The organism is Pseudomonas sp. D47, from assembly GCF_045447305.1.
Taxonomy (GTDB): Bacteria; Pseudomonadota; Gammaproteobacteria; order Pseudomonadales; family Pseudomonadaceae; genus Aquipseudomonas.
The window spans coordinates 239,032-253,442 of record NZ_JBJGXU010000001.1 but is presented as its reverse complement, the minus strand read 5'-3'; the positions used below and the strand labels follow the sequence as shown (position 1 = coordinate 253,442).

The following is a 14,411-nucleotide window of genomic DNA, read 5'->3' as shown; positions in this document are numbered from 1 at the left end:
TGCATTCCAAACTGTGGGAGCTGGCTTGCCTGCAATGGCGCCAGTCCAGTCACCGCTAAATGTTGAGTTCGACTTCACCCAGCCGGCCACCCAACGGCCCGAAGCTGCGCTCCACCATCCGCCGTGTACCGTCGGCATTCACAATCAACGCCGTACTCGCCCGCGTCCCGTAACTGGGGCTGGCAATAAACACACTCGACAACAAACTCTCTGTCGCCAGCCCAACGCCGGTGTCCGGCAAGTCGGCAAACGGCGCGGTCTGTGGGTCGCTCAAAATGTCCAGCAAAGCCTCCGGCTGCGGGTTTTCCAGCACATCACTCAACGCCGCCTTGGCCTTGAGCAGCTTCGGCCACGGCGTATCCAGCCCGGCGTTGGATAACCCATACACCCCGGCTTCGAGCCGCGTAGGGTCGGTTTGGTTGGCGTTGTAGTGCCACAGCTCATCTCGTGTGCCAATCAGCAGGTTAAAGCCGGCATATTCGATCGATATTCCGTTAACGTCGGTTAAATAGTCGTCAATCGGTAGCGATCCACTGAGAAAGCGCGCCACCAACTCGCCACGGGACTTGCGTGCGGGCGGCTGGTGCGGGTCGCGGATATTGGTCAGGGCGGCAAAACGCCCGTCGGCGTTCACCCCAAGCCAGGTGCCGCCTGCTTCCTGGTCGCGGCCGGCGTAGATGTGCGGCGCATCCGGCCACTGGGCCAGCGGCAGGCTGGGGCGGGCGTAGAACTCATCACGGTTGGCCGCGACGATCAGCGGTTGGGCATGGCCCGGCCGCCAGGCGAAAACAATCAGGCACATCAGGCGATCCCTTTTGTGTTTTTCTTCACTCTACCCATACAACGGCAGGCGTTCCATCGTATCGAAGTTGGGCGGCACGCCTTCCATCCGTTAACATGCCGGGCTATTAGGCGCGTGTGGACTTCTTAGTTTAAAAGAGCAGCTTAATTTGAAATTGCGGCTGTAACGCAGGCTTAATCGCACACCGGCATGGTCCGGTGCGCCATGACTATTGATTTAACGAGGAGTCGCAATGCTGCCTTACCCGCAGATCAACCCGGTGGCCTTGGCCATCGGTCCGCTGCAAATCCATTGGTACGGGTTGATGTACCTGATCGGCATCGGCGGTGCCTGGCTGCTGGCTTCCCGGCGCCTGAACCGTTTCGACCCGACCTGGACCAAGGAGAAGCTCTCCGACATGGTGTTCTGGATGTCGATGGGCGTGATCGTCGGCGGGCGTCTGGGGTATGTATTGTTCTACGACCTGTCGGCCTATATCGCCAACCCGACACTGATCTTCGAGGTGTGGAAGGGCGGCATGGCATTCCACGGCGGGTTTGTCGGCGTGATGATCGCCGCCTGGTGGTTCGGCCGCCGCAACGGCAAGTCGTTCTTCCAACTGATGGACTTCGTCGCGCCGTTCGTGCCGATTGGCCTGGGTGCCGGGCGCATTGGTAACTTTATCAACGCCGAGTTGTGGGGCAAGCCGACCGACGTGCCGTGGGCGATGGTATTCCCGCCGTTCAGCGACCCGGCGCAATTACCGCGCCATCCGTCGCAGCTCTACCAGTTCGCCCTGGAAGGTGTGGCACTGTTCCTGATTCTTTACATCTTCTCGCGCAAGCCGCGCCCAACCATGGCGGTGTCGGGGATGTTCGCGCTGTTCTACGGGATCTTCCGTTTCATCGTCGAGTTTGTCCGTGTGCCGGATGCACAGCTGGGCTACCTGGCGTGGGGCTGGTTGACCATGGGTCAGATCCTCAGCATGCCGATGATTCTGGCGGGCCTGGGCCTGTTGTGGTGGGCTTACAACCGCCCGCAAGGCATCAAGAACACCGCGCTTTAAATTCGAATGCCGAGGCTTTTGCATAGCCTCGGCTTCAACGATACGGGTACTCACATGAAGCAATATCTCGAACTACTGAACGACGTCGTGACCAATGGATTGACCAAGGGCGATCGCACCGGCACCGGCACCAAGGCCGTGTTTGCCCGTCAGTATCGGCATAACTTGGCCGACGGCTTCCCGCTGCTGACCACCAAGAAGCTTCACTTCAAAAGCATCGCCAACGAACTGATCTGGATGTTGAGCGGCAACACCAACATCAAGTGGCTCAACGAAAATGGCGTAAAAATCTGGGACGAATGGGCCACCGAAGACGGTGACCTGGGGCCGGTGTACGGCGAGCAGTGGACCGCCTGGCCGACCAAAGATGGCGGCAAGATCAACCAGATCGACTACATGGTCGACACGTTGAAGAACAACCCCAACAGCCGTCGCATCCTGTTCCACGGCTGGAACGTCGAATACCTGCCGGACGAAACCAAGAGCCCGCAGGAAAACGCACGCAACGGCAAGCAAGCGCTGCCGCCGTGCCACCTGCTTTACCAGGCGTTCGTGCATGACGGCCATCTGTCGATGCAGTTGTATATCCGCAGCTCCGACGTATTCCTCGGCCTGCCGTACAACACCGCCGCGTTGGCGTTGCTGACCCACATGCTGGCCCAGCAATGCGACCTGATCCCGCACGAGATCATCGTCACCACCGGCGACACCCACGCCTACAGCAACCACATGGAACAGATCCAGACCCAGCTGGCGCGCACGCCGAAGAAGCTGCCGGAATTGGTGATCAAACGCAAACCTGCGTCGATCTACGACTACAAGTTTGAAGACTTCGAAATCGTCGGTTATGACGCTGACCCAAGCATCAAGGCTGACGTGGCTATTTAAAGACGGCCCCTGTCTAAATGTGAGAGCTGGCTTATGTGGGCGCTGGCTTGCCTGCGATAGCGGAGTGTCAGGCGACATCAATGTCGCAGATCCACCGCTATCGCAGGCAAGCCAGCTCCCACAATAGTATTCGGTTACCAAGCTGAATCAGTGCCCGTGGCTCCTGCCCACATGCGAAGGCTCAGCCTCGCTGGCCGCCACACTCCTGCTGACTTCCAACCGCTGCAAAATCCCGCACTGATCCAGGCCCGGCCCACCGCCGCAGCGTTGGCGAAGGTCCAGCAATTGCTCCTGTAACGCCAACAACCCATCGATCCGCGCTTTCACGTGGTGGATATGTTCGTCGATCAACGCATTCACGCTTTCGCACTGGTCCTGAGGGCTGTCGCGTAGCCCGAGCAGGCTGCGGATTTCCTCAAGCGTCATGTCGAGGCTGCGGCAGTTGCGGATAAAGATCAGCCGCTCGGTGTGCGCCTGGGTGTACACGCGGTAGTTGGCATCGGTGCGCGCCGGGGGCGGCAGCAGGCCTTCTTTCTCGTAATAACGGATGGTTTCCACCTGACAGTCGGTCAGTTTGGCCAATTCGCCGATCTTCATCGCAGCAATCTCCAAATGGGTGCTTGACCCTATAGTGGCTACAGGGTCTTTACTTGGCAACAGGCACCTTTACGGACGCGACAGAATGAGCGATTCCATCCACACCCCCAAACCGCATGATCACCCGCACGACCATGATCATGACCATAGCCACGACCACGGCGCCAAACTGACGCCCGTCAAACAGCATGACCATGCCAGCCATGGCGACGCTTGCTGTTCCAGCAAGGTTGCGCCTGCCGTGGTCACGCTGAGCGAAGCCCCGACCGCCGGCTCGCGGCTGAGCACCTTTCGCATCGAAGCCATGGACTGCCCCACCGAGCAGACGCTGATCCAGAACAAACTGGGCAAACTGGCCGGTGTGCAGCAGCTGGAATTCAACCTGATCAACCGCATCCTCGGCGTCACCCATGACCTGCCGAGCACCGCGCCGATCATCGAGGCGATCAAATCCATCGGCATGCAGGCCGACCCCATCGAAGAAGGCACCCCAGCCGCCGCGCCGCCCGCCAAGAAACACTGGTGGCCGCTGGCGCTGTCCGGTGTCGGCGCGTTGGGCGCTGAAGTGCTGCATTTCACCGGCGTAGCCCCGACGTGGGTGATTGCGCTGGTGGCGTTGGTATCGATCCTCAGCGGCGGCCTCACCACCTATAAAAAGGGCTGGATCGCGCTCAAAAACTTCAACCTGAACATCAACGCGCTGATGAGCATCGCGGTGACCGGCGCCGTGCTGATCGGTCAATGGCCGGAAGCGGCGATGGTGATGTTCCTGTTCACCGTGGCTGAATTGATCGAAGCCAAGTCCCTGGACCGTGCGCGCAATGCCATCAGTGGCTTGATGCAGATGACCCCGGAACAGGCCACGGTGCAGCAGGCTGACGGTACTTGGGTCGAAAAAGAAGTTAAAAGCATCGAGCTTGGCGCCATCGTGCGGGTTAAGCCCGGCGAGCGCATTGGCCTGGACGGTGAAGTCACCGCTGGCCAATCCACCATCGACCAAGCGCCGATCACCGGTGAAAGCCTGCCGATTGAAAAGGGCGTGGGCGACAAAGTCTTCGCCGGCACTATCAACCAGGCCGGTTCCCTGGAGTACAAAGTCACCGCAGCGGCGAACAATTCCACCCTGGCGCGCATCATTCACGCCGTGGAACAGGCTCAAGGCGCGCGGGCGCCGACCCAGCGGTTTGTCGACAGCTTCTCGAAGATCTACACCCCAGCCGTCTTCCTGTTTGCTTTGGGCGTGGCGCTCATTCCGCCGCTGTTCATGGCGGGTGCCTGGTTTGACTGGATCTATCGCGCCCTCGTGCTGCTGGTGGTTGCCTGCCCATGTGCGCTGGTGATCTCCACGCCGGTCACCATCGTCAGCGGCCTGGCCGCAGCGGCGCGCAAAGGCATCCTGATCAAAGGTGGCGTGTACCTCGAAGGCGGCTACAAACTCGATTACCTGGCCCTCGACAAGACCGGCACCATCACCCACGGCAAACCGGTGCAGACCGACTACCTGGCACTGTTCCCGACTGTCGAAGACAGCGCACCGTCCTTGGCCGCCAGTTTGGCCGGGCGTTCCGACCACCCGGTGTCGCTGGCCATCGCCAACGCGGCTGTGGATAAAAACCTGCCGACCCACGTTGTGGATAACTTCGAGGCCTTGGCCGGTCGCGGTGTGCGCGGTGATATCAACGGCGAAACCTACCACTTGGGCAACCACCGCTTGGTGGAAGACCTTGGCCTGTGCTCACCTGAGCTGGAAGAAAAGCTCTTCGCCCTGGAAAAACAAGGCAAGTCCGTGGTGTTGCTGCTCGATAAATCCGGCCCGCTGGCGCTGTTCGCCGTCGCCGACACGGTCAAGGACAGTAGCCGCGAAGCCATCCAGCAACTGCACGAGCTGGGCATCAAAACCCTGATGCTCACCGGCGACAACGCCCACACCGCCAAAGCGATTGCCGCCCAGGTCGGCATCGACCAGGCCCAGGGCGACCTGTTGCCCACCGACAAACTGCAAGCCATCGAAACCCTCTACGGCCAAGGCCACCGCGTGGGCATGGTCGGCGACGGTATCAACGACGCTCCGGCGCTGGCCCGCGCCGAGATCGGTTTTGCCATGGCCGCCGCCGGTACCGACACGGCAATCGAGACCGCCGACGTGGCCTTGATGGACGATGATTTGCGCAAGATCCCGGCTTTCATTCGGCTCTCCAGGCAAACGTCGAGTATCCTCAAGCAGAACATCGCCCTGGCGCTGGTGATCAAGGCGATTTTCCTCGCGGTCACCTTCCTCGGCATGGCGACCATGTGGATGGCGGTGTTTGCCGACATGGGCGTGAGCCTGCTGGTGGTGTTCAATGGCCTGCGCCTGTTGCGCAAATAATTGATGTGAGGGTGGTGTGCTGAGTGCCGAGTTGAAGGCGTTTTTTATGGTCGCCCGCCTGGGCAGCATTACTCAGGCGGCGAAAAAACTCGGCCTGAGCCAGCCCACGGTCACCACCCAGATTCGCAACCTGGAAAGCCAGTACGGCGTTGAGCTGTTCTACCGTGGCGGCCGCCGCCTCACCGTCAGCGACGACGGTGCGCGCCTGCTGCCGATGGTCAAGACGCTGTTGCAGCAGGAAGCGGATATCGAGTTTTTCCTGCGCAACAACGGTCAGGTCCAGGGCGCCTTACGGATTGCCGCAACGGCGCCGTACTACATTCTCGACCTGGTCAAAGCCTTCCGCGAGCGCCTGCCCCAAGTGGACGTGTCGGTGGAAATCGGCAACTCCCAGCAGGTGCTCGAAGCGCTGGACGATTACCGCGTCGATGTCGCCGCGTCCTCACAACTGCTGGAAGACCCACGCCTGATCCGCCGCGTACTCGGCACCGATCCCTTGGTGTTGGCGGTGCATCGCAATCACCCTTTGGCCACGCTTGATCATGTGCCACTCAGTGCGTTGGCCGGGCATACCTTGCTGATGCGTGAGGCGGGTTCCACCACACGGCGCCTGACCGAAGAAATGTTGCAAGGCGCGGGTGTGAGCTATGGGCCGCTGCTGGAAATCGGTAGCCGCGAGTCGATCCGCGAGGCGGTGCTGCGCAACATCGGCATCAGCATCATCGCCCGCCAGGAAGTGCCCCATGACCCGCAGCTGCGGGTGCTGACTATCGAAAATGCGCCGCAGATTCCGGAGTATTTGTACTGCCTCAAAGAGCGCAAAGGCGCGCGCCTGCCGGCTGCCTTTCTGGGGTTGGCGCAGGAAATGTCGCCACTCTGAGGTCTTGTTGATCGTTCCCACGCTCCGCGTGGGAATGCCGCCCTGGACGCTCCGCGTCCGCTCTTGGACGTCGTGACGCGGAGCGTCACAAGATGCATACCCACGCAGAGCATGGGAACGATCGGCTATACCCAAATCCACCAATACCACTATCACTCCCTTTTGCCTTCCTGCCACACCAGGGACTCATTGCCCACCTAGCATGGCCTTCATCAGTTTGATGAGGTGCCCCCATGAACACAGCCCTGACCAACCCCGGCGCGCCCATGACGGTGCGCGGTATCCAGAAACGCTTCGGTGCCTTTACCGCGCTGGATAATGTGTCCCTGGACGTCGCCGCCGGCGAGCTGGTGTGCCTGCTGGGCCCGTCCGGCTGCGGCAAAACCACCTTGCTGCGCTGCATCGCCGGCCTGGAACGCCAGGACAGCGGTGAACTTCGCCTCGGCAACCGCGATGTTTCCCTACTGCCGCCCCAAGCGCGGGACTACGGCATTTTGTTCCAGTCCTACGCGCTGTTTCCCAACCTGACTGTCGAAGCGAACATCGGCTACGGCCTCACCGGCAGTGGCCGCGATGAAGTGCGCAAGCGCGTCGGCCAGATGCTTGAACTGGTCGGCCTGCTGGGCAGCGAAAAGAAATTTCCCGGCCAACTCTCTGGCGGCCAACAACAGCGCGTCGCTCTGGCCCGCGCCCTGGCACCGGCGCCTTCGCTGTTACTGCTCGACGAACCCATGTCTGCCCTCGACGCCCGCGTGCGTGAGCACCTGTGCACCGAGCTGCGCCAGCTGCAACGGCGCCTGGGCATCACCACGCTGATGGTCACGCACAACCAGGACGAGGCCATGTTGATGGCCGACCGCATTGCCGTGATGAACAACGGCAAGGTCGAGCAATACGCCACGCCCCAGGAAATCTACGACCGCCCGGCCACGCCGTTTGTGGCGGAGTTTGTCGGCCAGGGCAACTGGCTGCCGTTTAGCCGCAACAGCGCGAGCCATGCCCAGGTCGGCGGGATGAATATGCGCTTGGCCGACGATGCCGGCGTGGCCAAATCCGGGCGCCTGTTCTGCCGCCCTGAAGCCATCAGCGTCAACCCGCCGGTGCATGAAGAAAACCTGTTCCCAGCCAAAATCCGCGAGATCACCTTTCTCGGCAACCGCTGCCGCATGAGCTTTGAACTGGAGCAATTGCCCGGCCACCCGCTGCTGGCCGAACTGGCCCCCGAAGCCATGCCACGCCTGGGCGCCCAGGACATCTGGGTCGCCTTGCCGCCACGCAGCCTCCAGGTGTTTGCCTGAGATGGCGGCTGAAATGACTGTGCCGGTGCCGCGCCAGGCTTCCCGTGCCGAAACAGGTGATCGCATTTTTGTGCTCGGCGGCAAACTGCTGTGGCTGTTGCTGCTGGGTGTCGCCGTATTGTTGCCGTTGCTGGCGATCTTCTGGCGTGGCTTCAGCAGCGATGCCGGGCAGGGCGGTGGCTGGGTGGCGGCACGGGAGCTGGTGACCAGCGCCAACTTCCACTGGTTGCTGGGCAATAGCCTGAAAGTCTCCCTCAGCGTGGCGGCCATTGTCGTACCGCTGGCTTACCTGTTTGCCTACGCCCTGCAACGCACGCTGATTCCCGGCAAGACGATCTGGCGCGGCCTGTCACTGCTGCCACTGATGGCGCCGTCGATGCTGCCGGGTATTGCGCTGGTGTACCTGTTTGGCAACCAAGGCCTGTTGCGCGGGTTGCTCTCGGACAACATCTACGGCTTCTGGGGCATCGTGCTCGGTGAAGTGATCTACACCTTCCCACACGCATTGATGATTTTGCTGTCGGCACTGTCGCTGGCGGATGCGCGGCTTTTTGATGCGGCATCGAGCATGGGCGCCAGCCCCGCGCGTGCGTTTCGCAGCATCACCTGGCCGGCCACGCGCCAGGCAGTGTTCGCCGCGTTTTGCCTGGTGTTTACCCTGACCATCACCGACTTCGGCGTGCCCGTGGTGGTCGGCGGCGATTATCAGGTGCTGGCGCTGGAGGCCTACAAGGCGGTGGTCGGCCAGCAACAGTTTGGTCGCGGCGCATTGATCGGCATGGTCTTGCTGTTGCCGGCGCTGTTCAGCTTTGGCGTCGATGCCTGGTTGCGCCGTCGGCATGGCGACGCCATGAGCGGCCGCGCCCAGGTGTTCCAGCCGGCGCCATCGCGGCTGCGTGATGGCTGCTACCTGGCCATCGTGCTGCTGATTTGCGCGGTGTTGCTGCTGGTATTCGGCATGGCGGTGTATTCCTCGCTGGTGAAGTTCTGGCCGTACAACCTGTCGTTGTCGCTCAACCACTATCAGTTCGAAGACACGGCCGGCGGCGGTTGGCTGGCCTATCGCAACAGCCTGACTATGGCCCTGTGCACAGCGCTGATCGGTAGCGTGCTGATTTTTACCGGCGCCTACCTGATGGAAAAGACCAAGAGCCAGAAAGGCCTCAACCTGGCATTGCGCATGCTCAGCTTTGTGCCGATGGCCGTGCCGGGCCTGGTGCTGGGCCTGGGCTACGTGTTCTTTTTCAACCTCAACGGCAACCCGCTGCACGTGTTCTACGGGACCATGACCTTACTGGTGGTGTGCACCATTGCGCACTATTTGACCACCGCGCAGATGACCGCCACCACGGCGCTGCGCCAGCTTGATAGTGAGTTTGAAGCCGCTGCGCTGTCCCTAAAAGCGCCGCTGTACCGCCACTATCTGCGCGTCACGGTGCCGATCTGTCTGCCGGCGCTGCTGGACATCGTGCGCTACCTGTTTGTGTCGGGGATGACCACCGTGTCCGCCGCGATCTTCCTCTACAGCCCCGACACCATCCTCGCCGCCGTCGCCGTGTTGAACATGGACGACGCCGGCAACGTGGGCGGCGCCGCAGCCATGTCGACCCTGATCCTGTTCACCTCAGCCGGCGTCTCGCTGCTGCTGGCGTGGGCTTCACGCGGCGCACTGCGCCGCTCCCAAGCCTGGCGCCAGACTGCGCCGGGCCAATAACATCCTTGAAGGAGGTGCTCCATGTTCAAGCCCCTGGCGCTGGTCGCTGCCGTACTCACCGCATTCAGCCTGAATGCCTTCGCCAAGACCGAGCTGACCGTGTACACGGCCCTCGAAGCCGAGCAGTTGAGGACCTATAAACAGGCCTTCGAAAAGGCCAACCCCGACATCGAGATCAAGTGGGTGCGCGACTCCACCGGCATCATCACCGCTAAGCTTTTAGCCGAGAAAGACCGCCCGCACGCCGACGTGGTGTGGGGTTTGGCCGCCTCGAGCCTGGCGATCCTCGACCAGCAAGGGATGCTCGATAACTACGCGCCCAAGGATCTGGACAAGATCGGTAAGAACTACCGCGACCCCGCTAACCCGCCAGCCTGGGTCGGCATGGACGTGTGGGCCGCGACCATCTGCTTCAACACTGTCGAAGCCGAGAAACAAGGCTTGAGCAAGCCGGTGAGCTGGCAAGACCTGACCAAGCCTGAGTACAAGGGCAAGATCGTGATGCCCAACCCGGCATCCTCCGGCACCGGTTTCCTGGACGTGAGCGCCTGGTTGCAGACCTTTGGCGAGAAGCAGGGCTGGCAGTACATGGACGACCTGCACCAGAACATCGGCCAGTACGTTCACTCCGGTTCCAAGCCGTGCAAGCTGGCGGCGTCCGGTGAGTTCCCGATTGGCATTTCCTTCGAGTACCCAGCGGTACAACTGAAACGCCAGGGCGCGCCACTGGACATCATCCTGCCCAAAGAAGGCTTGGGCTGGGACATCGAAGCCACCGCCGTGATCAAGGGCACGCCCCGTGCTGATGCGGCGAAAAAACTCGCTGACTTCTCGGCCAGCGCCGCGGCGATGGACCTGTACAAAGAAAACTTCGCTGTGCTTGCCCAGCCGGGTATTTCCAAACCGCAGACCGAGCTGCCGGCCGATTACGAGCAGCGCCTGATCAAGAACGACTTTGTCTGGGCCTCGAAAAACCGCGACAGCATCCTGGCCGAGTGGCGCAAGCGCTATGACGGGAAGTCGGAGAAACAATGACTGATCGTTCCCACGCTCTGCGTGGGAATGCCGCCCTGGACGCTCTGCGTCCGCTCTTGAAGTCTTGACGCAGAGCGTCACCGGATGCATTCCCACGCAGAGCGTGGGAATGAGAGGAATGCATGAGTAGTGATCTCTTAGTTATCGGCGCCGGTATCCTCGGCCTGTCCCACGCCTATGCAGCCGCCAAACGCGGCCTCAAGGTCAAGGTGTTCGAGCGCAGCGCCACGCCGCTGGGCGCCTCGGTGCGCAACTTCGGCCAGGCACTGGTCACTGGCCAGCCGCCGGGGCCGATGCTTGAACTGGCCCAGCAAAGCCGTGATATCTGGGGGCACTGGGCGCAGGTGGCCGGTCTGCCGCTCAAGCGCAATGGCTCGTACCTGTTTGCCCGCACCGAAGCCGAAGAACACTTGCTGGAAGCCTTCTGCGCCGGTCGTGGCCGAGAGCACGGCTACAACGTCGAGTTGCTGCAAGGCGCGGCGATGAAAGATTTGTATGGCGGCCAGTTTCGCCATCACCGCGCGGCGCTGCATGGCAAGGATGATCAGCAGCTGTATTCGCGCGAAGCGATCCCGGCGCTGATCAACTACCTTCGCAGTGAACTGGAGGTGGAGTTTTATTTCTCCACGCTGGTACGCGACGTCGAGCCGGGCCAACTGCACAGCACGGCGGGCAGCTTTCGCGGCGAGCAGATCATTGTCTGCTCCGGGCATGATTACCAAACCCTGTTGGCCGAGGCGATCGGCGCACTCAACCCGAGCATCTGCCGCCTGCAAATGCTGCGCGCCCGGCCAGCGGTTAACCTGAACCTGCAACATGCTTTGCTCACAGGCCTTAGTTGCGTGCATTACGGCGCGTTCGCTGATTTGCCGCAAGCCGCGCCAGTGCAGGCGCAAATCCTGCGCGATGCGCCGCATTTGCAGGAACATGGGATCCACCTGCTGATCAGCCCCACGCCCCACGGTGAGCTGATCATCGGCGATTCACACGACTATGGCAGCGATGCCTCGCCGTTCAACGCCGAGCAGATCGATGACTGGCTGATCGAACTGGCCGAGCAGACGTTGGGGTGCAAGATCCAAGTGGTGGAGCGCTGGCAGGGCGTCTACGGTTCACGCGGGCCGGCGCCGTTTTCATTCCTGCGGGCGGCACCGGGCGTGAGTGCGGCATTGATGCACAGTGGCGTAGGCATGAGCGTGGGACCGGCGATGGCCGAGCGAAATATCACAGCATTGTGGGGATAAGCGCTATGAACCCTGAGCAGGCGATTGCCGAAGTCTTCGGCTTGTACGAGCAGCACGGCACGGCGGATTACATCGGCGAGCCGGTGTCGCAGATCGAACATATGTCCCAGGCCGCGCAGCTTGCTATCGCTGAAGGCTTTGATGATGAAGTGGTGCTGGCGGCGTTTTTCCACGACATCGGCCACCTCTGCGGCCAGGGCGGCGAGAACATGGGCGGTTATGGCGTGGTCAGCCATGAGCGCCTCGGCGCGGACTATTTACGCCGCGCAGGCTTCAGCGAGCGCATGGCCAAACTGGTGGAGTATCACGTGCAAGCCAAGCGCTACCTGACCTTCAGCCAGCCGGACTATTACGCCCGCTTGAGCGAAGCCAGCCGCCGCACCCTGGGTTATCAGGGCGGCGTGATGACGGCCGAAGAGGCCCGCGCCTTCGAGCAAGACCCGCTCTGCCAAGTCAGCCTGCGCATGCGTCACTGGGATGAGCAGGCCAAGCACATGCATGTGCCGGTGCTGGACCTGGAGCCGTTGAAAGCAATGGCACAACGTCTGCTGATAGCCGGCAGCGTGAATTCATACACGCAGCCCGGAAGCGGCGGCTAGCGAGGTTTTCGTCTGGCTCATTACTCTCATGCGACTTCAACCACGCAAGAGAGCATGTGATGCGTTACTTGAAAGCGACCGCACAGGATCGCAGCGGTAATGGAAAGGCCGATATGGTTGTCCTGCAGATTTTTGAGCAGGCTCCCAACGAACCTGACGAGATGATTCACGAGGCGGTGGCGATTGACATCACCGCTGACGGTGCCGCCGATATTCTGCTGCCGGGAGATATCAATCGCGACGGCTGCAAATCGGCCGAAGATAAAACGCTGCTCAAGCGTTTTACCGACACTTACTTGACGTTGAACTGGTTCAATTGTGGCGACACCTGGGCACGGTATATGACGATACGCGTCATGCACACCGCCAAGAACGGTGCGCCCAATGCGATTCAACTCAGCTTTTATGAATGCAGCGCGTCACGGGGAAAACGCACCTTGGTCTACACCGCGTCCGGCTATGACGGCGATAGCGATGGAGTACTGGAGTCATTCACGAACAGCGACGTGGACCGCAACGGCATTGCCGATCACAGCGACAAGGCGGCCATCAAAGCCCTGTGCAATGTGTTCCTGGCGCTCGTGCGAGAGGGTGCGGCTTGGCGTCATTCAGCTCACCACGGTGATGAGTCGCCAATTCCTACCGCCTTGGTAGACGCCGCATGCTAGTGGGCAAATAGGGCTTCAATTAGCGTAGGGGCCTGTTCTTTAAATGAGACACCCCATGCGCTATTTAAAAGCTACCGCTCAGGATCGCCGCAGCCTGCTGCGCAACCCCATACTGGTCTACCGGGCCGCCGGCTACGATGCCGACGGTAACGGCGTATTGGAGTCATTCAGCGCTAACGATGTAGACCGAAACGGCGTCGCTGACAAAGACGACAAAGCGCTGATCCGGTCCATGTGCAACCACTTCCTTGCGTTCAAATGGTATGACGACGCTCCCCCGCGTTTGAGTGAACGCAAACGAGGAGTGGATCAATGCGCTATTTGAAAGTCATTGCCCAGGACCGCACAGACAGTGGGCAGGCCGATGCGGTGTTACTGAACTTCTATGAGCAACGTGACGGTGCGCAAGACGACGTTTTGCTCAACCAAGCTATTGCGACGGCTCGCATCGCGGGCGGCAAGCTGGATTGCACAGTGGGTGATGTAAACAACAACGGCCGTGAAACCTCCGTCGATCAGCGCCTGTTGGACATCTTCGCGAATAACTACCTCAAGTTGAAGTGGCTCAATCAAGGCCATGGTGTGGAACGCTACATGAAGGTCTTTGCCAGGGATCTTCATGCTGACGGCTCGCCCGACTCAGTGCACCTGGAATTACATGAAGGCGAGGGCGCGAGCAGCGGTAAAACCTTGGTCAGTTGGCATGCGGCATTCGACACGGATAACAACGGCTTGCTGGAAAGTATCGTCTACGGTGACGCCGACCAGAACCAGCATGTGGACGCGGCCGACCGGGCTGTCATTCAGTCCTTGGCCAATGTGTTCTTGAAATTCAACTGGAAGTGAAAACGTCCGTCTCAATGGAGAGGAATCAATCAATGCGTTACTTAAACGTTTTCGCACAGGACCGAACAGGGGCTGGCTAGGCGGAGACTGTGTTGCTTCAGTTCTACCAAAGCACGCCGGGTATTCAAGACAGCTTGGTCAATGAAGCCGTGGCTTACGACTTCTCGGCTGACGGAAAAGTCGACTACAGCAGAGGTGGTATGACGCATGACGGCCGGGAAAGCCGCCACGATAAAGTCTTGCTGGACAGGTTTGCCGCGGCCTATTTGAAGCTCAACGGGTTTAGCCCAGGGACTGCATCAACGCGCTACATGAAAATTTATTCCGAAGACTTCTACAAAGACGGTACGCCCGACACCGTGCGCCTGCACGTGCTGGAGCGGGCGGGGATTATCAACCCACCCACGCTGCTCGCCTGGCCCTAGCT

Annotated in this window: 15 protein-coding genes; 13 read left to right on the top strand and 2 right to left on the bottom strand. The window is 60.7% G+C overall.

The annotated features are described in order from the left end of the window. Nucleotides 1–55: 55 nt before the first annotated feature. Nucleotides 56–802, bottom strand: a complete 747-nt coding sequence (locus ACI77I_RS01160) for an NRDE family protein (protein WP_406996818.1) — start codon at nucleotides 800–802, stop codon at nucleotides 56–58. Between the two features lie 232 nt (nucleotides 803–1,034). Between ACI77I_RS01160 and lgt the strand changes: the two genes are divergently transcribed. Both lgt and ACI77I_RS01150 read left to right on the top strand, forming a co-directional pair. Further along, nucleotides 1,035–1,847, top strand: coding sequence for a prolipoprotein diacylglyceryl transferase (lgt, locus tag ACI77I_RS01155; RefSeq protein ID WP_094949202.1), 813 nt, complete (start codon nucleotides 1,035–1,037; stop codon nucleotides 1,845–1,847). Nucleotides 1,848–1,901: 54 nt separating this feature from the next. After that, the gene (locus ACI77I_RS01150; RefSeq protein WP_094949201.1) at nucleotides 1,902–2,735 is read left to right on the top strand and encodes a thymidylate synthase; all 834 of its coding nucleotides are present in this window, start codon (nucleotides 1,902–1,904) and stop codon (nucleotides 2,733–2,735) included. Nucleotides 2,736–2,882: 147 nt separating this feature from the next. Here the strand turns inward: ACI77I_RS01150 and cadR are convergent, their stop codons facing one another. Further along, a complete protein-coding gene (gene cadR / locus ACI77I_RS01145; RefSeq protein ID WP_406996817.1) occupies nucleotides 2,883–3,332 on the bottom strand; it encodes a Cd(II)/Pb(II)-responsive transcriptional regulator in 450 nt (149 codons plus the stop codon). 85 nt (nucleotides 3,333–3,417) lie between these two features. Between cadR and ACI77I_RS01140 the strand changes: the two genes are divergently transcribed. From ACI77I_RS01140 to ACI77I_RS01090, 11 genes are all read left to right on the top strand, one after another. Then, nucleotides 3,418–5,700: a heavy metal translocating P-type ATPase gene (locus tag ACI77I_RS01140; protein ID WP_242153325.1), complete on the top strand. Its 2,283-nt coding sequence runs from the start codon at nucleotides 3,418–3,420 to the stop codon at nucleotides 5,698–5,700. 16 nt (nucleotides 5,701–5,716) lie between these two features. Beyond that, entirely contained in the window at nucleotides 5,717–6,580 is an 864-nt protein-coding gene (locus tag ACI77I_RS01135) for a LysR family transcriptional regulator (RefSeq protein ID WP_094949198.1), read from the top strand. A gap of 233 nt (nucleotides 6,581–6,813) precedes the next feature. Beyond that, a complete protein-coding gene (locus ACI77I_RS01130; protein WP_094949197.1) occupies nucleotides 6,814–7,878 on the top strand; it encodes a putative 2-aminoethylphosphonate ABC transporter ATP-binding protein in 1,065 nt (354 codons plus the stop codon). A gap of 1 nt (nucleotide 7,879) precedes the next feature. Next, nucleotides 7,880–9,592, top strand: coding sequence for a putative 2-aminoethylphosphonate ABC transporter permease subunit (locus ACI77I_RS01125; protein WP_263274156.1), 1,713 nt, complete (start codon nucleotides 7,880–7,882; stop codon nucleotides 9,590–9,592). A 21-nt stretch (nucleotides 9,593–9,613) separates the two neighbouring features. Next, a complete protein-coding gene (locus tag ACI77I_RS01120; RefSeq protein WP_406996816.1) occupies nucleotides 9,614–10,627 on the top strand; it encodes a putative 2-aminoethylphosphonate ABC transporter substrate-binding protein in 1,014 nt (337 codons plus the stop codon). 122 nt (nucleotides 10,628–10,749) lie between these two features. Next, a complete protein-coding gene (locus ACI77I_RS01115; protein WP_242153315.1) occupies nucleotides 10,750–11,871 on the top strand; it encodes a TIGR03364 family FAD-dependent oxidoreductase in 1,122 nt (373 codons plus the stop codon). Nucleotides 11,872–11,876: 5 nt separating this feature from the next. Next, nucleotides 11,877–12,470 carry a phosphonate degradation HD-domain oxygenase gene (locus tag ACI77I_RS01110; protein ID WP_094949192.1) on the top strand — a complete coding sequence of 198 codons (594 nt, stop codon included), beginning with the start codon at nucleotides 11,877–11,879 and terminating at the stop codon, nucleotides 12,468–12,470. A gap of 59 nt (nucleotides 12,471–12,529) precedes the next feature. Next, entirely contained in the window at nucleotides 12,530–13,138 is a 609-nt protein-coding gene (locus ACI77I_RS01105; RefSeq protein WP_242153312.1) for a hypothetical protein, read from the top strand. 55 nt (nucleotides 13,139–13,193) lie between these two features. Beyond that, nucleotides 13,194–13,463: a hypothetical protein gene (locus tag ACI77I_RS01100; protein WP_406996815.1), complete on the top strand. Its 270-nt coding sequence runs from the start codon at nucleotides 13,194–13,196 to the stop codon at nucleotides 13,461–13,463. Next, nucleotides 13,451–13,984: a hypothetical protein gene (locus ACI77I_RS01095; protein WP_406996814.1), complete on the top strand. Its 534-nt coding sequence runs from the start codon at nucleotides 13,451–13,453 to the stop codon at nucleotides 13,982–13,984. The genes ACI77I_RS01100 and ACI77I_RS01095 overlap by 13 nt, the downstream gene beginning before the upstream one ends. A gap of 92 nt (nucleotides 13,985–14,076) precedes the next feature. Further along, on the top strand, nucleotides 14,077–14,409 hold the full coding sequence (locus tag ACI77I_RS01090; RefSeq protein ID WP_176462892.1) for a hypothetical protein: 333 nt from the start codon (nucleotides 14,077–14,079) through the stop codon (nucleotides 14,407–14,409). Nucleotides 14,410–14,411: the final 2 nt, after the last annotated feature.